The 21164-nt window shown below is 57.1% G+C and carries 26 protein-coding genes; 20 read left to right on the top strand and 6 right to left on the bottom strand.

Annotation, left to right across the window (positions count from 1 at the left end):
• The 10 genes from FB593_RS07240 (at position 1) to FB593_RS07200 (ending at position 10747) form a co-directional block, all read left to right on the top strand.
• Entirely contained in the window at positions 1–948 is a 948-nt protein-coding gene (locus FB593_RS07240; RefSeq protein WP_321186262.1) for a baseplate J/gp47 family protein, read from the top strand.
• Complete coding sequence (locus FB593_RS07235) at positions 945–1610, top strand: phage tail protein I (protein ID WP_145166417.1); 666 nt, start codon at positions 945–947, stop codon at positions 1608–1610. Before FB593_RS07240 ends, FB593_RS07235 begins: the two co-directional genes overlap by 4 nt.
• A gap of 12 nt (positions 1611–1622) precedes the next feature.
• Complete coding sequence (locus FB593_RS07230; protein ID WP_145166416.1) at positions 1623–3884, top strand: hypothetical protein; 2262 nt, start codon at positions 1623–1625, stop codon at positions 3882–3884.
• Positions 3885–3893: 9 nt separating this feature from the next.
• Positions 3894–4067, top strand: a complete 174-nt coding sequence (locus FB593_RS27475) for a hypothetical protein (RefSeq protein WP_186447892.1) — start codon at positions 3894–3896, stop codon at positions 4065–4067.
• Positions 4068–4128: 61 nt separating this feature from the next.
• Positions 4129–5505, top strand: a complete 1377-nt coding sequence (locus tag FB593_RS07225; RefSeq protein ID WP_112401869.1) for a hypothetical protein — start codon at positions 4129–4131, stop codon at positions 5503–5505.
• Position 5506: 1 nt separating this feature from the next.
• Positions 5507–6025 carry a DUF4376 domain-containing protein gene (locus FB593_RS07220; protein ID WP_112401870.1) on the top strand — a complete coding sequence of 173 codons (519 nt, stop codon included), beginning with the start codon at positions 5507–5509 and terminating at the stop codon, positions 6023–6025.
• A gap of 116 nt (positions 6026–6141) precedes the next feature.
• A complete protein-coding gene (locus FB593_RS07215; RefSeq protein WP_145166415.1) occupies positions 6142–7605 on the top strand; it encodes a phage tail sheath subtilisin-like domain-containing protein in 1464 nt (487 codons plus the stop codon).
• A 12-nt stretch (positions 7606–7617) separates the two neighbouring features.
• Entirely contained in the window at positions 7618–8130 is a 513-nt protein-coding gene (locus tag FB593_RS07210) for a phage major tail tube protein (RefSeq protein ID WP_080810748.1), read from the top strand.
• 75 nt (positions 8131–8205) lie between these two features.
• A complete protein-coding gene (locus tag FB593_RS07205) occupies positions 8206–8475 on the top strand; it encodes a phage tail assembly protein (RefSeq protein ID WP_112401872.1) in 270 nt (89 codons plus the stop codon).
• A gap of 124 nt (positions 8476–8599) precedes the next feature.
• Positions 8600–10747, top strand: a complete 2148-nt coding sequence (locus tag FB593_RS07200; RefSeq protein WP_145166414.1) for a phage tail tape measure protein — start codon at positions 8600–8602, stop codon at positions 10745–10747.
• Between the two features lie 2 nt (positions 10748–10749).
• Here the strand turns inward: FB593_RS07200 and FB593_RS07195 are convergent, their stop codons facing one another.
• Positions 10750–11076, bottom strand: a complete 327-nt coding sequence (locus FB593_RS07195) for a hypothetical protein (protein ID WP_112401874.1) — start codon at positions 11074–11076, stop codon at positions 10750–10752.
• A gap of 75 nt (positions 11077–11151) precedes the next feature.
• Between FB593_RS07195 and FB593_RS07190 the strand changes: the two genes are divergently transcribed.
• The 6 genes from FB593_RS07190 (at position 11152) to FB593_RS07165 (ending at position 14658) form a co-directional block, all read left to right on the top strand.
• A complete protein-coding gene (locus tag FB593_RS07190) occupies positions 11152–11616 on the top strand; it encodes a phage tail protein (protein WP_112401875.1) in 465 nt (154 codons plus the stop codon).
• Positions 11617–11620: 4 nt separating this feature from the next.
• Positions 11621–11833, top strand: a complete 213-nt coding sequence (locus FB593_RS07185) for a tail protein X (protein ID WP_112401876.1) — start codon at positions 11621–11623, stop codon at positions 11831–11833.
• Positions 11834–11835: 2 nt separating this feature from the next.
• Positions 11836–12996, top strand: coding sequence for a phage late control D family protein (locus FB593_RS07180; protein ID WP_112401877.1), 1161 nt, complete (start codon positions 11836–11838; stop codon positions 12994–12996).
• 44 nt (positions 12997–13040) lie between these two features.
• Positions 13041–13970, top strand: coding sequence for a glycoside hydrolase family protein (locus tag FB593_RS07175; RefSeq protein ID WP_145166413.1), 930 nt, complete (start codon positions 13041–13043; stop codon positions 13968–13970).
• Positions 13971–14093: 123 nt separating this feature from the next.
• On the top strand, positions 14094–14333 hold the full coding sequence (locus tag FB593_RS27810; RefSeq protein ID WP_112401879.1) for a hypothetical protein: 240 nt from the start codon (positions 14094–14096) through the stop codon (positions 14331–14333).
• A 1-nt stretch (position 14334) separates the two neighbouring features.
• Positions 14335–14658 (top strand): phage holin family protein, encoded by a 324-nt coding sequence (locus tag FB593_RS07165; RefSeq protein ID WP_112401880.1) that lies wholly within the window; start codon positions 14335–14337, stop codon positions 14656–14658.
• Between the two features lie 20 nt (positions 14659–14678).
• On the opposite strand, the gene FB593_RS07160 is transcribed toward FB593_RS07165, so the two are convergent.
• The 4 genes from FB593_RS07160 to FB593_RS07145 form a co-directional block, all read right to left on the bottom strand.
• Entirely contained in the window at positions 14679–14999 is a 321-nt protein-coding gene (locus FB593_RS07160; protein WP_145166412.1) for a hypothetical protein, read from the bottom strand.
• A complete protein-coding gene (locus FB593_RS07155) occupies positions 14996–15304 on the bottom strand; it encodes a hypothetical protein (protein ID WP_111797784.1) in 309 nt (102 codons plus the stop codon). Before FB593_RS07155 ends, FB593_RS07160 begins: the two co-directional genes overlap by 4 nt.
• A gap of 1 nt (position 15305) precedes the next feature.
• On the bottom strand, positions 15306–15500 hold the full coding sequence (locus FB593_RS07150; RefSeq protein WP_321186261.1) for a hypothetical protein: 195 nt from the start codon (positions 15498–15500) through the stop codon (positions 15306–15308).
• A gap of 74 nt (positions 15501–15574) precedes the next feature.
• Complete coding sequence (locus FB593_RS07145) at positions 15575–15814, bottom strand: hypothetical protein (protein WP_145166411.1); 240 nt, start codon at positions 15812–15814, stop codon at positions 15575–15577.
• Between the two features lie 233 nt (positions 15815–16047).
• On the opposite strand from FB593_RS07145, the gene FB593_RS07140 reads away from it, so the two are divergent.
• The 4 genes from FB593_RS07140 (at position 16048) to FB593_RS07125 (ending at position 18990) form a co-directional block, all read left to right on the top strand.
• Positions 16048–16614: a helix-turn-helix domain-containing protein gene (locus FB593_RS07140; RefSeq protein ID WP_321186260.1), complete on the top strand. Its 567-nt coding sequence runs from the start codon at positions 16048–16050 to the stop codon at positions 16612–16614.
• On the top strand, positions 16611–17312 hold the full coding sequence (locus tag FB593_RS07135; protein ID WP_112401884.1) for a hypothetical protein: 702 nt from the start codon (positions 16611–16613) through the stop codon (positions 17310–17312). The genes FB593_RS07140 and FB593_RS07135 overlap by 4 nt, the downstream gene beginning before the upstream one ends.
• A 607-nt stretch (positions 17313–17919) precedes the next feature.
• A complete protein-coding gene (aqpZ, locus tag FB593_RS07130; RefSeq protein ID WP_111782833.1) occupies positions 17920–18606 on the top strand; it encodes an aquaporin Z in 687 nt (228 codons plus the stop codon).
• A 90-nt stretch (positions 18607–18696) separates the two neighbouring features.
• Positions 18697–18990, top strand: coding sequence for a hypothetical protein (locus tag FB593_RS07125; RefSeq protein WP_162696531.1), 294 nt, complete (start codon positions 18697–18699; stop codon positions 18988–18990).
• Between the two features lie 135 nt (positions 18991–19125).
• On the opposite strand, the gene FB593_RS07120 is transcribed toward FB593_RS07125, so the two are convergent.
• A complete protein-coding gene (locus FB593_RS07120; RefSeq protein ID WP_162696530.1) occupies positions 19126–21063 on the bottom strand; it encodes a glycosyltransferase family 2 protein in 1938 nt (645 codons plus the stop codon).
• Positions 21064–21164 lie beyond the last annotated feature (101 nt).

The raw sequence follows: 21164 nt of genomic DNA, 5'->3' as shown, positions 1-21164 counted from the left end.
ATGGCGATTTACGCACCGACGACGATTGATGTTTCCCGCCTGCCGTTGCCCGATGCGATTAGCCCGCTGGATTTCGAAACGCTCTATAGCGAGTTCAAGGTGCGGTTCCTTGCATTCTGGAACACGCTGCGGGCGGTCAATCCGTCGCTACCGGAATATGACGTGCAGGATCTCGAAACGGACCCTGCGGGCGTCGTCGGTGAAGCTTGGTCCTACCTCCGTCTTCTGGACCGGCAGAATGTCAATGACACCTTCCGCGCGCTTCTCGCGGCCTATGCGAAGGGTTCCAATCTGGATGCCATCGCCGCAAACCGGAACATAGTCCGCCTGACCGTGGTTGCCGCAACCGCGAATGCAGCGGCGATTGTGGAGGGCGATGACGCACTGTTGCGCCGCTATCTGCTGTCTTACGATCTGCCGTCCGCCGGTTCTGCCGGTCGCTACCTCTATGATGCGTGGACGGCTTGGCCGCAATCTGCCGACAAGACCCTTGGGCTTTGGGACGCGCGGGTGAATGGCCGGGCGGTCCATGGCCGTCGCGGTGATACGGACGTTGTTGTCATCGGCCCCATGGGCAGGCTTCCGACCGTCCTGGAGCTGGACGCTGTCCGGGCGTCGGTAACGAACCCGAACCGTGCGCCGGAAGCGGTCGCCATTTCGGTCATGTCTGCTGGGCGTACCGAATACGCGGTCTCCCTCGTCCTTGAAATTCCGGCTGTGGGGCCGTCTGCCGATATCGTCCGGCAGGAAGCGGAAAAGCGTGTCACCGCAGCGGCGACCGCCCGCATTCTGATTGGCGGTGAAATTCCCGAAGCCCTATTTTCAGGGGCTGCTTTTGGTGACGGCGTTATCAGGGTCCGCGACCTCGCGCCGGTTGTCATCCAGCCCGACGCCTACAAGGTGCCGGTGATGACCAGCCTTAACATCACTGTCGAGGTGCGGGCATGAGCGACGTAGGCGTGCTGCTGCCCTCATCGGCGGAGCCATTCGAAAAGGCGCTCGCCGCCGGTATGTCGGACGATCTACCGATACCCTTTGCGGTGCTGATGGACCCGTACCAGACGCCCGCACGGTTCCTGCCATGGCTTGCCGTGCATCATTCGGTCGATCTCTGGTTTGACGACTGGACCGAAGAGCGCAAGCGGGAAATGATTGCGCAATCCGCCGGGGTTTCGACGCTCTATCCCGCGTCACCTTTGGCGGTGCTGAAAGGCACGCTTGCCGGGTTGAAGCGCTACCTTGCGTTTGTGGATGCGGAAATCGTGGATCGCATCGCCCATCCGAACCGCTTCACCTTCGGGCGGGCGGTGATTGGTCGCACACCGATAGCGCACCAGCCTTTCGTTGCGCATTACCTTGTCCGCGTCACGCTGGCAGCACCGAAGAACCGCTTCCAGATTGGCCGCAGCGCCTTCGGGCGTGCGGCGATGACGGCGGTTGACCTTGAACCTATCCGCCGCGCCAAGCGCGCGATGACGACCGCCAAGACGCCGGAAACGCTCTATTCGGTGTCCTTCGCATGGCGGCGCGGCATCACCTTTAACGACAATATTTTCATCGACGGAAGCCATGCCATCGGCGGTTACATGGATCGCAAGCGGCTGGATTGAGGGTAACGACACATGCAGCGCACTTCCTTTGCAGAAGCTGAAATCGCCGATCACGCTGATTTCGAAAACATCGGTTTGCAGGCGCAGGCCGCGACGGATGATCTTTGGCAGAATGCTATTGGCTATCCTGCCCATTGGGCCGCGTTTACTGTCGCACGCAAATCGGCGCAGGAAATCACGGTTTCTGCCGGTCGCTACGTCGCCGGGAAAATCGTCTACGCGCAGGTAGCGCCGAAGGATGTGAACCTGCAACTTCATATCCCGGCTGCTGCATCAGATCAGCGTTGGGTTGCCGTACTGCTGCGCGGCAAGGAAGTTATCGACATGGCGACGCGGCCTTTCGAAACGTCCGATGATCCGGAAACCAGCGTCATCGTCAACCGCACGACGCCGAAGACTATTCGCCGCGTTGTCGAGTTGATCGTGCAGCAAGGTGAAGCCAACCCGGTTCCCGTCAAGCCGGTGGTGGATGCCACAGATGCTTGCATTGCCTTTGTGCTGCTGACCTCTTCCGGCGTCAACGCCATTGAACCAGGCAATAGCGACCGCGTGAAAACACTCTATGAAGTGGAAGGACGTGTTACGGCTCTGGAAGTCGATCTTGATGGCCTTTTCATGCGAACCGAGACGATTGAAACGCAGATCGTCAATATTCAGGCGAAGCTTACGGAAATCCCCCGCCGTGAAGTCATTCGCCAGATGCAGCGCGATATTGGTGCTGCCCGGCTGAAAGTCGACCTGCCGGACGAGGCCCGTGCCTTCGTCTTCGATAACGCGCTTATCAAAGACCGTTGGGACATGACCAACGTGGATTGGCTGGCGCGCATTGAAGAAGGCGTTCGGTTCGGTTTTGCAGCCGAAGTGCAGGCGCGGCTTGAGGTGCAGGCGGAAGATGATCCGAAGATTGCCTTTCGTGGTCGCCGTATGGTGCCAGCCTTCGAAGAGGTAACGCGTATTGCCAACACCTCGCTGGACGGAACACTGAATATTTCGCAGTTGGTGCATACGCAAACCACTCTTGTCCGAAAGGAAGTGTCCCGTGTCCGCATCACCTACGGGCCGACGATGTGGGCCTGCGAAAATCAGGCTGGATGGTCCGGCCTCGGTGAAGACGCCCGCGTGGGAGAAATGCTGAACGTGGGTGGCGAGACCTTCGAAGTGGTCGACGTCTACACCCGCAACCATGGGCATTCACAGTATGGTGTCCGGCAGCTACGTTATGAGGTTTATAACGAGCCTTATTGGGAATACGTCACCGAAGATGTGGGCGTGAACGGCTCCATCTACGGACAGTCCCTCCTCGTTGCGCAGCCGATGCAGTTGACCAGTCTCGACCTGTCGTTTGCCCGCGTCGGCGCTGATGGTGATGTGCATGTCTTCATCGTGGAAACTACCACGGGCGGCATGCCGCGATTTGATGCTGTTCTGGCGCAGGGCAAGTTGACCCACGCCGATCTTGTTGTTGGCTGGAATAAGGTTGTTTTGCCTATCACGCTGCTTGAAAGCGGGAAGCGCTACGCGTTCGTGACCGTAACGACTGGTGCGCATGCGCTGCATGTCTCGGCGTCGAACAAGTACACGGGCGGCACGCAATTCCTGACAACGGACGGCGCGTTTTCGCAAGGTTCGACCGAAACGGATATCTGCTTCCGGCTCAATGCTGCTCGTTATCATAGCCCGCGCACAGTTATTCCGATGCAGGCTTTGAACCTCGCGGACGGCATGACGCAAATCGACATGCTGTTTGCCGGATGGGTGCCGGGCGGCTGTACACTCGGATGGGAAATCCGGCCTTCCGGTTCGACAGTCTGGACGGAACTGGATGACGGGGACCCGGCGACGAACCCGCTTGTTGGTCTTCCGGCTTCGGTGGAACTGCGCATGGTCATGATGGGAACGGCTGACTTGCAGCCAATGATCCAGCTTGACCAAAAAGCAGTCTCTCGCGTTTCGAGAAACCGCAGCACCATGCGGGCCGTCACCAAAAGCTTCCAGTTCGGGTTTGCGACAACGCATATCCAGACGCAATACACGCTGGATAGCTTCGACCCGGAGCGCCACACCTTCACACCCGCCATCATGGTGGGCAACGCGGTGATAAATCCTGACACAACGGAAGTCACCGTTGACGCACAGGTGCCGACGCGCCGGACCTACCTTTCAACCTACACGCTGGGCGCTGCTGCCAACGCCGCACGCATGCGCCCTGCCGCCGCCACCACGAATGTCGTGTCCGTGCCGTTCGTGCAGGACGCGTTCATTGCTGCACTCTAGGGGGTTCCCATGGCTTTCAAGATCGACACGGACAAATCCTATGAGGTGAAGCTTACGCGCCCTGTGAAGCGCGGAGCTTTCACCTACAAGCCGCTGAACGAAATCACCATGCGCGGAGCGGTCGTCGCGGCGATCATCGAGCAGGAAGGTGACGAGGTGCTGGACTATGCCAGAGAGGTCTGACGGTTATCAGCTTCCATCCTACCCCAAGACGCTCATTGATCGGCCATTGTGGAATAGCACGATGGCCGATCTTCACTCGCGACTGGTTGCCCGCGAACAGTTGGAAGCATCCTTCGAGACGTTGATGACGCAGGGTATTCAGGCCTCGCTTGACTACATTCAAGTCAATGTCGCCCCGCAGATCGCCAGCCTTCAAGCGGCAATCAATCTGGCACAGGAGCAAATTGACCAGATCATTATCGGTGGCAAGGCACCCGATACGCTCAAGTTTGGCGGGCAGTTGCCCGCCTTCTACGCCACGGCGCAGGCTCTGACGGATGGCCTTGGCAGCAAGGTGCCGAACACTCGAAAGGTGAACGGTAAAGAACTGTCCGGGGATATCGAACTTACTAAAAGTGATGTCGGGCTGGATAAGCTCAACAACACGGCAGACAAAGACAAGCCGGTGAGTGACGCGCAAAAGACTGCGCTGGATAAGAAGGTTGGTTTTGATGAGGCGCAGAATTTAAGCTTGGCCCAAAAGGGACAGGTTATCGCCAACATCGGCGGGGGCGTTCTGGCTGGTCACCGCAATAAACTCATCAACGGTGGCCTTCCCATCTGGCAAAAGGGTCCTGGTCCCTTCACTACATCCGGTTACACGGCTGATATGTGGCGGCTTGAACCGGGGGCGGGTTCTTCAAATTCCGTGTCGCGATCTGATTTTATTGCCGATGACAGCCTTCCGTTTGTCGACAAGTACGCACTTGCGTGGACGCGAACGGTTGCCGGTTCTGCCCCCTCTTATCTTTTACACAAGATAGAGGGTGCGCGGACACTGGCAGGGTCGCTTTGCACCCTGACGATTTGGGCAAGGGCTACCGCCGCGACCAAAATCCGGGGGAATCTTCAGCAGAGGTTCGGCACAGGCGGTGCGCCATCCGCAACGGAGGTATACCAAGGACCCACCGAGTTTGTTTTCGCTGGAGGGGGCCTCTTACAAAGGTTCGATCTTGTTTTCACGCTCGGAAAACTTGCGGCAAAAACCTTCGGCAGCAATGGCGATGATGCCTTGTGGGTCCTGTTTGAGTGGTTGAATACAGACCCTAATGCGACAATCGCGTTGGCGCATATTTCGCTCGTGGAGGGTGATGCGCGAGCCGACCCGAACCCCTTTTCCGCGCGTCCTGATGCTCTTGAGCAAACACTTTGCGAGAGGTTTTATCAGGAGTATTACGGCACGTTCTTCGCTTACTCTGGCAGTGGTAGCGCATCTGTACGTCGCGTCAGTGTGTTCTTTCGTACGGCGATGCGCACGGCTCCCAACATAAGTTGGAATTCTGGAAATACATTCATCCTGGAAGAGCGATCGACAACGCAAGCTCGTTGGTATTGCGACCCGGGAAACGTCAACACAGAAGCCGCGTTGGGTAGTCTGAAATTAAGTTCGGAGCTTTGATATGGAGGTTCACGGATACACGGCCTCGGGTTCGATCAGTGCGACTATCGAAGGCGAAAAGTGGGATGTTCCCGACGAAATGTCGAGTCGCCTTCGTCAGATGATTGCCGAATGGGAGGAGGAAGGGAATAATATCCCTCCATATGTTCCGCCAAGTCTGACAGAAGGCGAGGTTGATGCTGAACGCGACCGTCGAATTTCTGCTGGTTTCACGTTCAATGGCGTCTTCTACCAGTCACGCCGTGCAGATCGCGAAAATATCGCAGGCGCGTCAGTTGCGGCACTTTCTGCCATAAGTGCTGGTGCTCAACCCGGCAATTATCGCTGGCACGGCGGCGGCGAGGACTTTGTGTGGATTGCTGCTGACAACACAATGCATCCGCTTGACGCACAATCGACCTTCGCCATGGGGCAGGCCGCAATGGCCCATAAGCAGGCTCATATCTTTGCAGCGCGTGCGCTGAAAGACATGAACCCCATCCCGGCGGATTTTGCGACCAACGCAACCTACTGGCCTTGATGCCTCTCATTCTTTGAAAACCCGCCCCGCCTTGTCTGGCGGTGCGCGCCCTCATGTCCGGGTGTGAGCCGGAACCCTTCCTTCAAAATTTGGAACCTTCAACGGAGACCAGCCGAATGGTTGACCTGTCCTATCATCATGGCGTCAAGCTTGTCGAAAGCGCCGACTCCCCGGCAATCGCACGCGTGACCCGCAGCGGCATCACTTTCGTCAACGGCATCGCGCCGAACGCGGACCCTGCCGCCTTTCCTCTGAACTATCCAACGATCGTGCGGTCGTTGACGGCTGCAACCGCGCTTGGTGCGGCAGGAACGTTGCTGGAAGATATCACCACCGTTTTCGATGAAGGTGGTTCTTGGTGCATCGTCAACCGTGTCCCTGAAAGCGCCGATGCTGCCACGCTGCAGAACAACTTGATTGGCGATCCGGTGGCCCGGACCGGCCTTTATGCCGCGCTCCGCGCCAAGGCCCTGACCGGCTATCAGCCGCGTGTCATCATCACCGCCGGAGATACCGGCGCGTGGATCGAAGACGGCGTTGTTTCGGTATCGCTGACTTCGCAGGGCGATAACCTGACCGAAGCACCGGTCGTCACTGCGACGGGCGGTGGCAATGATCCCGGCAAGGTGCTGCCGACGCTGGAAGCTGTGATGGGAACCGGGACCGACGCCGACAAAGTTGTTTCGGTCAAGGTCGTCACGCCCGGCAAGAAAATGTCGCAAGCTCCTGTCCTGACCTTTACGGGCGGCGGGGCTGATGCTGGCAAGGTGCTGGCCACCGCCACCGCCAATGTCGGCGACGTGGCGAACCCCTTTGTTTCGGCGCTCAATGCCGTCACCCCGAAAATCCGCGCGCGCGCCTATATCTCGGGTCCGAACACGACCGACGCCGAAGCCGTGCGCTTCCGTCAGACGGTCAACGGCGGGCGCATCCTGATCATTGATCCGAAGGTGATCAAGAACGTCAACGGCGTGCCGGTGACGAAGCCTGTCGCCGCTGTCTTCGCTGGCGTCCGCGCCCGTGTCGTGGCGTCGGCGGAAGGCTTCTCCGGGTCGGTGTCGAACAAGATCATTCGCACCATCGACGGTGTAGCTCGGACGATCTCCTATCCTGATGACAGCAACTACCTGAACGAAAATCAGGTCGCCACGATCATCAATGAGCGCGGCGGTTTCAGGACGTGGGGTAGCCGTCTCGCGATTGACGATCCGCTGTGGCAGTTCGACAGTGTGCGCGCCACCGCCGACATGATCAATGAGTCTCTTGAAGACCTCTATTTCCTCTATGTGGATCGCAAGACCACTAAGGGCAATTTCAAGATGCTCATCGAAGACGGCAACGCCGCAATGCGTGTCTTCACGAAGAACGAAGACATTCTCGGCGGCAGCGTCTGGCTGTCCGACCAGAACGACCCGACCTTGATGGTCAACGGCAAGACCCTGCTTGGGGTCGAATTCGAGCCGGTTGGCCTCATGGAGCAAATCCACATCACCACCCACCGCAACATCGTCCGGTATCAGTTGCTGATTGACGAGGTGAACGGGGCAATCGAAATCGGCGCGCTCTCGGTCGCCGCGTAAGGAGCTTTTCACATGGCGCAAAAAACTCTCCCCGCCTACATCCTGCGGAACTGCATGCTGTGGGCGGACCGTCAAAGCAAGCTCGGGCAGATCGGCGATATCACGCCGCCGGTTCCCGAAGCCGTCCGCGAGGATGTCCGCAATGCCGGGATGATCAAGGCCCGCAAGGTGCATCTCGGTTACAACGCGCTGGAATTCAGCTTCAAGATGCCGGGCGTGGACCCGCAGATTTTGAAGCTGCACGGCATCAAGATCGGTGAGGAAACGCCCTTCATGATCACCGGGGCGCTGGTGGACGAAGATGGCACCACGCATAGCGCCGTGATGACCATTCGCGGCAGGCTCTACAAGCCGGACGCCGGGACGTGGAAGGCAGGCGAGCTTTCCGAAAACGACTACGGCGTGGACGTGAACTATTACAAGCTCGAAATCGACGGCGAGCAAATCTACGAGATGGACGATTTTGATTTCAAGGTCGGTGGCGTCTCGCAGTTCGGCGATATCCGCAACGCGTTGCTGCTGTAACGGCTAGCGCTCCCACTCTCTCCCAATACTTCCAATCCGGCCCGCGTTCTGCGGGCCATTTTTTCAGGTGAAACCATGGACGCAATCTCTGCAACGCTCGCCAAGCCGGTCGAGCATGACGGCAAGACCTATACCGACCTGACCTTCCGCGAACCGGATGTCGGCGATTTGCTTGTGGCGGACGAGACCACGTCCGACCTCGCGCGGATGGTCACGCTGTTAGCCCTCATTTCCGATGTGCCGCTACCCGCATTCAAGCGGATCAAGGGCAGCGATTTCAAGGCGATCATCGCCAAGACTAAACCGCTTTTGGGAAACGACCAGAAGAACACGACTGGCGGCTAGTAGCCGTCTACGTCGCAAATATCACGCATACACCGCTCAACATAATTGAGCGGTGGCCCGCCCGAAAACTCCTGGCTTACTTCCACAAGGCCAATGAGTTGCGAAAAATCATGAGAGAATGACCATGGGTGTCCAGCAAAGCAGCCTCCGTATCTCGCTTATTGATGATGCAAGCGCCACCGCGCTACATATCGGGCGTGCGCTGGACGGCCTGCGGGCGCAATCCGCTTCCGCCTTCGCGCCAATGCGGGGTTTGATCGGACAGGCGGTTGCGCTCGGCGCTGGTTACTTCGGTGTCACGCGCGGTCTGGAAGCGACGGCGGGCGCGGCCATCAGTTTCGAGTCTGCATTTGCGGACGTGAAAAAGGTGGTCGAAGCCAATGAAGAACAGTTTGAAAACATGCGCCGAAGCATCCGGCGCATGTCGGGCGAAATCCCGCTGGCCGCAAATGACATCGCCGCACTGTTCGCCGCCGCAGGTGAAAGCGGTATCGCGACCGAAGACTTGCAAAGCTTCGCGGAAATGGCCGCACGCGTCGGCATCGCCTTCGATCTCGGCGCAGGTGAGGCAGGGGAAAGCCTTGCCAAGCTGAAAACGCAGCTTGGTTTGACGGTCGCCGAAACGGGCGACATGGCCGATGCCATCAACTATCTGTCCAACAACATGGCGTCCAAGGCTAAGGACGTGACCGAATTTATGTTGCGGGTTGGCTCCTTCGGTGAAATGGGCGGCTTCGCAAAAGAAGAACTCGCGGCCATGGGTAGCGCCATGATCTCCGCCGGTTCGGATGCCAGCACGGCGGGAACCGCTATGTTGAACGTCATCCGCGCATTGACGAAGGGCGAGTTTGCCAAGAAGTCGCAGCGTGACGCCGCCAAGGCACTCGGGCTGCATCTGCCGTCCATCGCAAAGGATATGCAGAAAGATGCGAAAGGCACCATGCGCAAGGTGCTGACGGCGATTGCGAAAGCGCCGAAGGACAAGCAGGTTTCCTTGCTGTCCGAATTCTTCGGCGACGAAGCGCGCGCCTTCATGCCGCTGGTCGGCAATATCAAGCTGCTGGATCAAGCGCTGGACAGTGTGGCCGACCGCACGAAATATGCAGGCTCCGCATTCAATGAGTACATCCAGCGCGCCAGCACCACGCAAAACGTTCTGGAATTGCTCGGGAACAAGATTTCGAACGTCTTTGCGGAAATCGGTGACAGCATGTTGCCGACCATCCGCGAGGGCGCGCAGGGCATTGGCGAGGTGCTGGACACGCTCGGCAACCGCGTGACGATCTTCGACCAGATCACGAATTTCACGAAGGGGTTTGCGCAGGGCTTCGGTTATACCGGCGGCATGAAGGAATTCATGAACGATCTCGGTGACCTGTTGCTTGGTCCGGTTGATCCAAACGCCGCCGACCGCATCGGGGCCATCTTCATGAGGGCGAAGGAATGGGGCGCTTCCATCCGCGAATTGAACGATGCAATTAAGGATAACCCTATCGCCAAGTTTTTTGCCGAAATGTCTGGTTACGGCTTCCAGCTTTTTGCGTGGGGAATGGGTATTTCCATGCTGGCTGGCACCATTCGGAAACTAGCGGCAGCGCTGTTTGTACTGTCCGGCGCAAGTACCTTGCTCGGGGCTTTGAAAGCGGTGAAAGGAATCGCCGATATTGTAGATGGGCGATCCGGCGGAGGTGGGGGAAGCACACGTGGAGCCGGGAACGGAGGTAGTGCTAACTCACGGAAAAACTCCACGACGGCACCATGGTCCGGCGGGTTGCTCAATCTGTTCAACTCAGCGTTTCTGCTTAATTCTCTGCCGGATGGGGCAGACGAGATGCAGAATTTCATGGAGAAGAACAAAAAGCGGTGGGACGGATACAACGATTGGCTAGAAAAAAATGTGGGGAGCCCTAGATCGTGGACGCAATCAGATAGCCGTCCTGCGCCAACTTCGGTTTACTCACAGATGGCCATGGACAACGCCGTCCAAGCCCGCGCTAATGGCATACGGGGCGGGTCCACCGATGTTTTGCCCGGAAAAACTGCTGACGATTTAGGCATGAGAACAGTGCGTATCGACGCCTCTTCTATGTCTGAAATGATCAAACCTGCTGGAACACAAGACGTTCGGGTGGTCAATCCTCAACGGCCAAATGTAACTATTCACGCGCCGATAAGCATTACCGGCGTTGCGGACCCGCAGGCGGCAGCATCGCAGGTGGTACGGGAGTTGGAAGGTGAACTGTCGAAGCTAGAAGGCACCTTTAGCGACTAGCTTCAATTGCGCTGTGCGGAAAATCCAAACAGGCTTATGAGTCCTGCCGCGACAAATGAGAGGATAAGCGCTCCTACAATTGTCACCGCAATTTGGCGGGGTGCCATTTTGAGCGCTCCGCCGATCACGCCTGCCAAAGCGATATTAACCAATATCGACAGCAGGGAGTTATTGATTGCCAGTGCGATGAATATCGCGCTCGTGACCAATGCTGAGACGGTAACAACGACTGCGCCACGCCATCCTTCGGTGCCAGAACTGCGCGCGCCCCAAGCGCCACCAATTGCCGCTGCCAAAATGAATAAAATTAGAAGTTCGTTTTCGCTCATTTCGCCCCCTGCTTCGCGCAATGAAAAACAGATGACTCCCGTATTGTCGAGTCATCTTCGGAAAGTGAGATTAGAATGACCGGCGTAACGTCAATGATGCTCGGGGGCTTCGCCTTCGAGGGTTTGGGCTTTGGCTATCAGGGTGTCAAACGCAAGGTGAACACGCCTTGGGTGGATATGCCTGTTGGCCAAACCCTTAATCAGCAGCAATGGACCGGCCCCACGTCCGACGAAGTAACAATTTCCGGCGTGCTTTTTCCCGAAGAGTTTGGCGGGCAATCGCAGCTTGACGGTATCATTGCCGCTTCCATGGCCGGGACTGAAATGATGCTTGTGACCGGCGATGCCGCGCAGGGGGTCATCCAAGGCATGTTTACGGTCCAAAGCGTGGAAGAGGACCGCAGTTACATTAACCGCCGGGGCGAGGCAGGGCGCAACGCCTATTCCATCACGCTCAAGCGCTCTGGCTCCGGCACAATGCCAAGTGCGGGCAGCCTGGTGGATCGGGCTGCATCCTTCCTCTCCGAACTTTTCCGGTGATCATATGGCGACAATTTACACCACGCGGCAGGGCGAGACGGTTGATCTCGCCTGCCTCGCTTTCTATGGGCGCACGGCCAAAGTGGTCGAAGCCGTCATAGATGCTAATCCGGGTCTTGCGTCGCTCGGGCCTGTTCTTCCGCTCGGCACGAAAGTCACCATGCCGGACATTCCTTCCACCAGCACGGCGAAGCCGTTGACCAGCCTTTGGGACTGACCATGAAACCGCGCGTGGAAGTGAGTATCGACGGCGTGCCGGTGGCAGGCCATTTTTATGAACGTTTGCTCTCCCTGACCGTCACTGACGAAGAGGGCATGAAATCCGACACGGTAGATATTGAACTGAATGACGGCCCGCCGAACTTTCTGGCGATCCCGCGTAAGGGGGCAATCATTTCGGTCAAGATGGGTTTCGGTGATGATCTCGTGCCGAAAGGCGTCTTCACCGCGGACAAAGTCAATGTCGATTGCCTGCCGTATAAAATGTCGATTTCCGGCAAGGCTGCGGATCTTCGCAGCGGAAAGCTGAAAGAGCGGCAGGAAAGGTCATGGGACAAAACCAAGCTCGGCGATATCCTGTCACAGATCGCCAGCGAAAGCGGGTTAAGTCCCGCCGTTGATGACGACCTTGCGGGCTTCCAATATGAATGGCTGGCGCAGCAGGACGAAAGCAATATCAATTTCCTGCGGCGGCTTGCGGAACGTCATAACGGCCTCTTCGCCGTCAAGCAAAAGCGCCTGATTTTCACCCGGCTTGGATCGGGTCTTTCGGCTTCGGGTGCGGCGCTCGGCTCCGTCATCCTGACGCCCGAGAAAATCAAGGTCGGAAGCCTGAAAGTCGAAATCAACGACCGCACGAAATACAGCAAGGTCGTGGCCTACTATCAGGATTCCGACAAGGCTGAACGCGTGGAAATCGAAGCGGATGCGGATGCAGATGGCGATAGCGTTTATCGTTTGCCGGAACCTTTTGCATCTCCTGCCGAAGCCGACAAGGCGGCGCAGGCGAAAGCCAAGGAATTGCAGCGAGGCGAAGGCTCGGTTTCCGCCACCGTGATTGGCGATGCGGGTATTGATGCGGGCCTGCCGCTGCTGTTCGCCGATATCCGGCCCGGCGTAGACGGCGTGCCGTACATCATCAAGACGGCGAAAACGGCGTACACCAAAACCGGCGGTCTTGAGGTGGCGGTTTCGGGGAGGCTCTACGATGGCAAATCCGCGACCGAAAAATCGGCTGGCACAGAAAGCGGCAGTTCCAGCGCTGCCCCGGATGCCGCCAAACAAACCGGCAAGGTCGCTCCGAACAGTGCGCCCGGTACGCCTGCCACGCCTTCCTCATTCCTGACACCGCGCCGCTTCGGGCGGACGGACGAAAACTAGGGCGCGGCCCTCCCATTCTTCCCCAAAATCTCAAGGAGATATCCATGTCCGTTGTGACCACGTCACCGCGTGGGCGCGCTTTTATGAGCGCTCATGAAGGAAACCCGCTTACCTGCTACCTTGATCCTGTCCGTATTCCAACCATCGGGCGCGGCTTCACGATGCGAAGCCGATCAGTTCGCCACGAACTGGAAAAGATCGGCATTACAAAGTTGGTGCCGGGCAAAACGAAACTCACGTCAGCCCAATCGGATGCCATCTTCGCGGCAGTGCTTCGGGATGAATTCGAGCCTGCGGTGGTCGCCAAGTCGCCGAATGCGCGCAAACAGCATGAAATGGATGCGGCAGTGTCGGCGATATTCAATCTTGGCACGGGCGCCATGGATTGGCAGTGGGCGAAATTCTGGCGCGCCGGAAAGCAAAAGCAGGCGGCGGACTATCTCGCCAGCCACTACAATACGGCAGGGGGCAAGAAGCTGCCCGGCCTCGTTCGCAGGCGCAAGGAAGAAGCCCTTTTGTTAGAAAAGGGCATCTACACGGGCGTTGGTGAAGGAGTGCCGCGCTCCGCGCAAGAGACTGCGCCGATGCAGCCCGATCCGGTAGTGAAGGAAGCGCAGGCGATCCTTTCTGCAAAGGGCTTCAATCCCGGCGCAATCGACGGCTGGATGGGCGAAAAGACCGCCGCCGCCGTTAAGGCATACCAGTCTGCACACCCGCATCTTGTTGCCGATGGGATTATTGGTCCCGCCACCTTGTCGCAGCTGCGTCGTGACGCTGCCGCCACGAAAGAAGCGGTGCAGGGCGGCGCAGGTTCGCTCTTCGGTTCCGGTTTTGCCGCATGGTCGCTCGGTTTGCCCTGGGGGTGGATCGCGCTTCTTTTTGCGGCGGTCGTGCTTGGTATCATCGCCTACCGCAAACGCGATGTCCTCGCCCGCCGGATCAATAGTTTGCTTGGTCGCGAGGTCGCGGTGTGATGGCAAGAACCGCACTTTATCTTTCGCTCGGGTTGGCGGCGGTGTCTCTCATCGCCACCGGCATCCTCATCATCGACCGCAATGCGACAGATCGCGCGGTTATAAAAACTGAAAGGCAAAATAATGCGGCTGGGGATCGGGCGGACAGCGCTCGTTATCGTTTTGACGATTGCGCTGGCGGGGTGTGGGATTTCGGGGCCGGGCGATGTATCCGGCCTGCGCCGGGTGGTCGGAACTGACTTGATCGGCGTACGAGGCGCAACGCCGGAAGATCAACGGAAAATCGACAGGACTGTTGTGGGCCTTTGTGGTGGCGACGTGTGGAACCGGGACGAATGCGCCCGCCATGGAAAAGGGCGCTGACATGCCGGAGAAATACACCTCTTTCATCGAATTGATGAATGCGTGGGTTGGTGGTGCTTTCACCACTATCATCGCCTCCCTGCTTGGCCGCTTCATGTGGCACGGCAACGAGGCCCGCAAGGGTCGCCGCAAGTTCTTCGGCGTCGAACTGCTTTGGGAACTGCCGGTCGCGCTCGGCATGGCAGTTATCGGGGAAAGTGCTGCGGCCTATGCTGATCTCGGCCAACCTGCATCCACCGGGCTGATTGCACTTCTGGCCTATCTCGGGCCGCGTGGTGTAGAAGCGCTGTTCCATAAGTGGTTTGACCGGCGCATGGCGGGTTAACCGCATACCGTGCCACATTATTAAAAGCCGTCCGGTTCGCCGGGCGGCTTTTTGCGTTTAAGGGCCATTCGTTGCGCTAGCACCTCCGTGCGGCGCGCCCGCTCTATATCGTGCTGTTTGGCGGCGGGCGAATCTCTCGGCGAATGATCCGGGCTTAGATTGGCCTGTCCCAACCCGTGGCAATACTGGCACCGCCAGCGCCGATTGATGTAGCTTTGCTCGGCAGGCATCTTTTCCAGATCGACTTTGACGACGCGGTTACATGGGTCGCAATATGCAGTTACGGTGTAGCATTCTGCCCACAAATAACCGTAGGTGCCGGGCGTGGGTTCATAGCTCATGGCCAGTCCCTTTTTGCGCGCGCCAGAACGAAACTGTTTTTCTCACGGTTGCCGCAGCCAAGGCACCGCAAAAGCGGTTCCATGGATATGATCGGACGGAATTTTCCATAACGGCGCTGTAGCGCCCACCTGTCCAACATGCCGACGCGTTTGCAGCGCCAGCATTGCGCACCGACGACATACCATTGCGGCAAATCGGCCAAGGTCGCCGAGTGGTCCCGCTGCGGCACAAAAATGCCTGTCGGCTTCGGCGGCATGTTGTCGTTGTTGCCGCCGGTCAGATCGATACCGCGACGATGGCGCATGTCATTCCCGCTCGGCGCTCGGCTTCCATCCCCGTGTATATCCCCGGCCCATTGCTGCGACGGCGATGGATAGCTGATTTTGCAAATGGTGGATTTCGTCCAGTAGCGTTTCAACGGCGGCAACAGCATTGCCGTCATGACACTGGATGACATAGGCCGCGATCTCGTCCGGTTGTTTGATTGCGTTCGGGCGCACGTTTCCAATCTCCTGTTTCAGAGCCGCAAAGTTTTCCCTGTCATTAAAAAGGCGCGCGCCCCCGCGCCGGTAAATCAGTCTGGCATAAGGTCTGCAATTTGGCCGTGCGAGACAAGCAGGCGCGGGTTTGTCATGCTGCCGCTTTCCTCGTCCACGGTGACGGCGTATGCCGCGACGCCGATGTGGCGAGGTGCCATTGCATTCGCCATTTTCTCGGCAGATGCCGCGTTCGTTGCGGGCCGCATATCGCCCGGCACTATCCCGTAGCGCCCCTTTTTGAACTGCACCACGATGATCTTTTCGGCGTCAGACATATTTCTTGCTCTCTCGTTTGTTCTATAAATGTTCTCATTCTGGGAGAGAGTCAATATGGTGTGTCCGCCATGTTTTAGGGGCGCTCGCCCCGCGAGTAATGTTTCCAAATTAACTTGACGATGCATTCTCTCGCGACATGTTATGGGTGTTCTATCCTTCAAATTCTTCCTTGCGTTGTGCATAGAATTTTGAGAGTCAAGAAACAGGGATGTCTAGCACGGAGCGGCCAATTGTGACGGCGAACGAACTTGAAGAGCTTCTGGAAGGCGCAGAAGAGACCGACGCATTAGAGTTTAAGGGCGCCATGAATTGGGACGAAGGTATTATCAAAGACATCTTGGCCATGGCAAACATCGAAGATGGTGGCCGTATAGTCATAGGTATCGAAGACAAAACCTATTCTCGACAAGGTATGACTGAAGAGCAGTTAGCATCCTATAACTCCGACCAAATCAAAGACGCGGTCGGCCTTTTTGCTGATCCGTTTGTAGAGTTCACGGTGAATAAGGTGCCTGACACAGCCGGACTGAATTACGTGGTAATAGCTGTGGCACCTTTTAAACTTCTACCTGTCATCTGTAAAAAGGATGGAGGCAAAAAGAACGAACTCCGAAAGGGGGACGTTTATTATCGCGGCAAAACAAAGCGTCCATGTAGTGAGCGCATCAATAATTCTTCGGAAATGCGCGATCTTTTGGACAGGGCTACAGTTCTTCGCATGCGGAATTTCGAAGCTCTTGGCCTCCAGGCCATACCAGCGCAAACCTATGACTTCAACGAGGAGCTTGAAGGCCTATGATGCCAGAAGGTTTTGCCGATTTGATCAAGTCGACGGGGTATACCCGCGTTGTTATCAGGCCGCAGAGAAATCCCGAAAGCATCTCGACAGCGGACGCAAAAAGGATCGTTGAGGCGTCCAGCGTATCTCTGCGGGGCTGGGATTATCCGCATATCTCGCACCGTAATGATAATTCAGGTGGTTTCGACAATTTCGCGGAGTTTACTCAAAACTGGTGCGATTGGCATCACCACCGAGAGTTTTGGAGGATGTATAAGAGCGGACAGTTCCTACATTACAAATCGCTTCGCGAGGATTTAACCAACGAAGAACACGTTCCGAAACACCGACCGGTGGTCGGCGTCGGCAGTTTGATATTCACCGTCACCGAAGTGGTTGAGTTCGCACACCGTTTGTTCCGCCATGGCTTGTATGCGGGTGGTACGCAAATAGATTTTACGCTTGGCCGTTCGCATGGGCGCGAACTCTGGATGGACGAGCCTAATCGCATGCCGTTCACAGTGCGTCGCGTTACCTCATCGAAGTCTGTCAAAGTCGAAAGGACACTGGATGCCTCGCAGCTTCTCGGGGGCGACCCCAAAGAGCCTGCGCGTTCTATGTTAGTCGAGATTTTTGACGCCTTTGGTTGGCGACCTTCCTCCGATTTGCTTCAAAGCAAGCAAGACCAACTCTATTCTCTAGGTTACGGGCGAGGATAATGTGGGCGGTGTCCTGCCGAATCAGATTTGCTACTGAGCGAGAGCGGAAACCCTTAAGGACTATGGCGCACCCGACAGGATTCGAACCTGTGACCTTTGGAATCGGAAGCCAGAGATCATGAAAGGGGTTGGACACTTTTTGAAAAAGCATAATCATTGCATGGAAAACAGTGACGTCCAATACGATGACAAGCCGCTGATTTCATTCAAAATCAGCGGCCCGGCGTGGGGTACCATTATCAAGAAATATTAGGGATTTTTTTGGCGCCCTTACCCAAAATGTCCAAGTCTTTCCGCGTGTTTTCGGGCGCGTATAGTTTTACAGCACTCTTGAAAACATTGAGAGAATTTCGACGCCAAAGGAAGAGTTTTACCCGCAATGTATTGAAATCGTTACGTTAGACTGAGCTTCCCAAGCTGAATACGAGGGTTCGATTCCCTTCACCCGCTCCATATTTTCAAGGCAATCCAAACCACTTCCTGGCCAGCCAAAAGCGCGCATGTCACCGCCATCGCTCCGGCAAACGTGCGACTATGCGATTTAGCTTGACTACAATTAAATTGCACGTAATAGTTGATGCGGTCGTAACATTATTGGGGGAGTGTTATGAGTCGCAAGCTTCTTTCGGAATTTCTTGGCACTTTCTGGCTCGTGTTCGGAGGTTGCGGCAGTGCGGTTTTTGCCGCTGCTTTCCCTGAACTCGGCATTGGCTTTCTTGGTGTCGCTTTCGCTTTCGGTCTGACGGTTTTGACCATGGCCTATACGGTCGGGGGTATTTCGGGCGGTCATTTTAATCCGGCCGTTTCCGTCGGTCTGTCCGTTGCTGGCAAATTTCCGGCATCGAACCTCGCTCCTTACATAGTGGCGCAGGTTCTGGGGGCGATTGTCGCGGCGGGGGCGCTTTATGTCATCCTTACCGGCAAAGCCGGTGCCGATATTGGCGGTTTTGCCGCAAATGGTTACGGGGAACATTCGCCGGGTGGATATTCGCTCGTGTCGGCGCTGCTGATCGAAGTCATTTTGACGGCATTTTTCCTGATCGTCATTCTGGGATCGACGCATGGCAGGGTTCCCACTGGTTTTGCGCCGATCGCAATCGGCCTTGCTCTCACACTTATTCATCTGATCTCCATTCCGGTCACCAATACATCCGTCAATCCGGCCCGCTCGACGGGACAGGCGTTGTTTGTTGGTGGATGGGCGCTGCAACAGCTCTGGCTGTTCTGGCTCGCTCCGATCCTCGGCGGCGCAATCGGCGCCGTGGTCTGGAAACTTTTCGGCGAGAAAGACTAAGGCTCAAGGCCCGCTTTCTCCGGCCCGCACAGACATGAATGGGAAGCATTGTTTCCCCGAATGGTCGGGGAAACCTGTGAGGAGGGTGACATGGATCTTGCTTCGATATTGGCCCAAATTGTCGGCGGTGCGGTTGGCGGTTCGGCCGGCGGAAAAATACTCAAGGATTCTGATCTCGGTGCGCTCGGCAACCTGATTGCCGGCGCTATTGGCGGCATCGGCGGAGGAACCGTGCTCGGATCGCTGCTCGGGACGGCGGGAACTGCTGCCGCCGGCGGCATGGATATAGGCGCTCTTGCCGGCCAGCTTGTTGGCGGCGGCGTCGGCGGCCTGATTGTCCAGATCATTGTCGGCCTCATCAAGAACAAGCTCGTTACCAAGTAGAGCTGTTCGGCCGATCTTTTGCGAAGCGATAAACCTTGCCGGTGGAGAAGCCTCGTTCGGCAAGGCGTTTTGGTTTGTGCCATATCCGCAATGGCGGCGCTGACGGAACCGGAATTCGTTTATAAAATCTGGTCGTCAGGCCTTGTTCCTGATGACCGGCATATGCGGCGTCTTGTTCCAGACGAACGGCTTGGTTTTCAATTCCACCACGGCGCGCCATGCGGCGAGTGACAGCATCAGCCAGTAAAGCGGGATCGCCAACCAGCGCCGTCCGACCTGTTGTTTCTCATGAGCTATCATCCTGTTTCTGCCCATCAGTACGAAGATGGCGTAGCTTCCGAAAATATTCAGCGTATCGATGAAAAACAGAATGCCCTGCCAGGAAAGCAGCATATCCGTGCCGTTTTCCCGGATTGCCATGGCCATGAAGGCGAAGGAAACAAACAGCAAGGGATGGGCCAGCGACGACAGAAGCATGCCGCCAATCAGCAGCTGAAAGACGATATAGGCGATCCATCCCATGCGGCGCGCGGTCGTGAAGGGCGAGCGGGTCATGACCAGCCAGCTTTGCAGCCAGCCCTTGTACCAACGCGCGCGCTGGTTCAGCCAGACGGAAAGGGAGGTCGGAGCATCCTCCAGTGTCTGCCGCCGGATGACACCGCAGCGATAACCCAGCCTGTGCAGCCGGAGGCCCATATCGGCATCTTCCGTCACATTATACGGGTCCCATCCTCCCACCCGGCGTAACACGGCGGTGCGAAAATGGTTGGAGGTGCCGCCAAGCGGCAGCGGCAGCTTGCACGCTGCAAGAACGGGCAACATGCAGCGGAAAAGGCCGGAATATTCCAGTGCGAAACAGGCGCTGAGCCAGGAGGAGCTGGCATTGCTGACAATAAGCGGCGCCTGCACACAGGCCACCTCGTCCGGCTGGCCGCGGAAGGCGGCATAGGCTTCGCGCAATTGCAGCGGATGCGGCCGGTCCTCGGCGTCGTAAACGGCAACGAAAGTGCCACGCGCGCCGGAAAGCGCATAGGTCAGGGCCTTGGGCTTCGTGCGTGGCATGGATGGCGGCACCTTGACGATCTCGATATGCGGACCGGGATTTATCCGCTGGATGGCCTCGATCGTCGCTACGTCGTCTGCCTCGCATACGAGCTTGATATCGAGCCGGGATTTGGGCCAGTCCAGCCGCTCCAGCGCATGAATGAGCTGCTCAACGACCGCCTCTTCGCGATAAAGCGCCACAAGAATAGTGTAGACCGGCAGCTCCCCGTCCTGCTGGAGTGGTATGACGGTTTTCGCATCGTTTCCTTTTGGCGTATGGACGAGTGCAAACAACCTGAAAAGCAAGGTGGAGAGATAAAGCATCGTGAGGGTGACGTGAATATAGGCCAGGGCCGCCTGCGTATAAAACAGTAGCGACAGAACGAGCAGGGTAACGAAAATGCCGCTGACAAAACCCTGCTCGCCATGCAGCGTGATCCTTGCGGAATGCTGCGGCGCCGCGTTGAAAAGCTGATGCCGCGTGTCTCGGCAGCGGCGTGCTTCGCCGGCCTTCCAGATTGCGCTGCGCATGGCCTGTGGCGTGGTCACGGCAAGTTCTTCAAGAAGATACGGACGCTGATCCAGGATGCCTTTCAGCAATTCCATCCTTGCCAGTTCCGGCACGATCAGCAGCACTGGCTTACCATTCAGCGGTGTCAACCGCAGGAGCCGTGGTTCGGCTAGTTGCGCGTCCAGGTGATTGATGTCTGCCACACGACCCGGATCGATTTCCGGTCGAAACGGCAATCGCAACAATCTGGCAAAAGCACCGTAATACGCATCCGCATCGACCAGGCGGCTCGCCAGCAATTCGTCTTCCACGGTTGAGCCGTTTTTGAGGGCCTGCTCTTCGAATGCAGCGATGTAAGGTTTGCCGAACCCCAGCGAAGAGAGAAAGCGTGTTGGCCCATGCTCGTCCGGTTCGGGCGCTGTCCAAAGTGGATTGTCGCCGATGAGCGAAAACGCAATTTTTCGCCCCGCTGACGTCGTGCGGAACGATTCTCGTGTATAGTGCCTAAAATAATCCATGCATCGCTGCCGCCGCCATGGTAACGCCCTGCTTCTTGCTACGGATAGTATAGATGAGAATGATGAATGTAACGCGAAATATAGTTATTGGTTTTACTTTA

It is taken from the genome of Rhizobium sp. SJZ105, from assembly GCF_007828365.1.
Lineage (GTDB): Bacteria > Pseudomonadota > Alphaproteobacteria > Rhizobiales > Rhizobiaceae > Agrobacterium > Agrobacterium tumefaciens.
This window is presented reverse-complemented; position numbering and strand designations above follow the sequence as displayed.

Excerpts from the sequence above, each read along its gene's own strand:
- FB593_RS07210 (WP_080810748.1), top strand. The coding sequence starts at position 7,618 with ATGGCGCAAAAAACTCTCCCCGCCTACATCCTGCGGAACTGCATGCTG.
- FB593_RS27475 (WP_186447892.1), top strand. The coding sequence starts at position 3,894 with ATGGCTTTCAAGATCGACACGGACAAATCCTATGAGGTGAAGCTTACG.
- FB593_RS07220 (WP_112401870.1), top strand. The coding sequence starts at position 5,507 with ATGGAGGTTCACGGATACACGGCCTCGGGTTCGATCAGTGCGACTATC.
- FB593_RS07205 (WP_112401872.1), top strand. The coding sequence starts at position 8,206 with ATGGACGCAATCTCTGCAACGCTCGCCAAGCCGGTCGAGCATGACGGC.
- FB593_RS07215 (WP_145166415.1), top strand. The coding sequence starts at position 6,142 with ATGGTTGACCTGTCCTATCATCATGGCGTCAAGCTTGTCGAAAGCGCC.
- FB593_RS07225 (WP_112401869.1), top strand. The coding sequence starts at position 4,129 with ATGGCCGATCTTCACTCGCGACTGGTTGCCCGCGAACAGTTGGAAGCA.
- FB593_RS07195 (WP_112401874.1), bottom strand. The coding sequence starts at position 11,076 with ATGAGCGAAAACGAACTTCTAATTTTATTCATTTTGGCAGCGGCAATT.
- FB593_RS07155 (WP_111797784.1), bottom strand. The coding sequence starts at position 15,304 with ATGCGCCATCGTCGCGGTATCGATCTGACCGGCGGCAACAACGACAAC.
- FB593_RS07145 (WP_145166411.1), bottom strand. The coding sequence starts at position 15,814 with ATGTCTGACGCCGAAAAGATCATCGTGGTGCAGTTCAAAAAGGGGCGC.
- FB593_RS07185 (WP_112401876.1), top strand. The coding sequence starts at position 11,621 with ATGGCGACAATTTACACCACGCGGCAGGGCGAGACGGTTGATCTCGCC.
- FB593_RS07165 (WP_112401880.1), top strand. The coding sequence starts at position 14,335 with ATGCCGGAGAAATACACCTCTTTCATCGAATTGATGAATGCGTGGGTT.
- FB593_RS07160 (WP_145166412.1), bottom strand. The coding sequence starts at position 14,999 with ATGAGCTATGAACCCACGCCCGGCACCTACGGTTATTTGTGGGCAGAA.
- FB593_RS07235 (WP_145166417.1), top strand. The coding sequence starts at position 945 with ATGAGCGACGTAGGCGTGCTGCTGCCCTCATCGGCGGAGCCATTCGAA.
- FB593_RS07120 (WP_162696530.1), bottom strand. The coding sequence starts at position 21,063 with ATGGATTATTTTAGGCACTATACACGAGAATCGTTCCGCACGACGTCA.
- FB593_RS07240 (WP_321186262.1), top strand. The coding sequence starts at position 1 with ATGGCGATTTACGCACCGACGACGATTGATGTTTCCCGCCTGCCGTTG.
- FB593_RS07175 (WP_145166413.1), top strand. The coding sequence starts at position 13,041 with ATGTCCGTTGTGACCACGTCACCGCGTGGGCGCGCTTTTATGAGCGCT.
- FB593_RS27810 (WP_112401879.1), top strand. The coding sequence starts at position 14,094 with ATGCGGCTGGGGATCGGGCGGACAGCGCTCGTTATCGTTTTGACGATT.
- aqpZ (WP_111782833.1), top strand. The coding sequence starts at position 17,920 with ATGAGTCGCAAGCTTCTTTCGGAATTTCTTGGCACTTTCTGGCTCGTG.
- FB593_RS07125 (WP_162696531.1), top strand. The coding sequence starts at position 18,697 with ATGGATCTTGCTTCGATATTGGCCCAAATTGTCGGCGGTGCGGTTGGC.
- FB593_RS07180 (WP_112401877.1), top strand. The coding sequence starts at position 11,836 with ATGAAACCGCGCGTGGAAGTGAGTATCGACGGCGTGCCGGTGGCAGGC.
- FB593_RS07230 (WP_145166416.1), top strand. The coding sequence starts at position 1,623 with ATGCAGCGCACTTCCTTTGCAGAAGCTGAAATCGCCGATCACGCTGAT.
- FB593_RS07135 (WP_112401884.1), top strand. The coding sequence starts at position 16,611 with ATGATGCCAGAAGGTTTTGCCGATTTGATCAAGTCGACGGGGTATACC.
- FB593_RS07200 (WP_145166414.1), top strand. The coding sequence starts at position 8,600 with ATGGGTGTCCAGCAAAGCAGCCTCCGTATCTCGCTTATTGATGATGCA.
- FB593_RS07190 (WP_112401875.1), top strand. The coding sequence starts at position 11,152 with ATGACCGGCGTAACGTCAATGATGCTCGGGGGCTTCGCCTTCGAGGGT.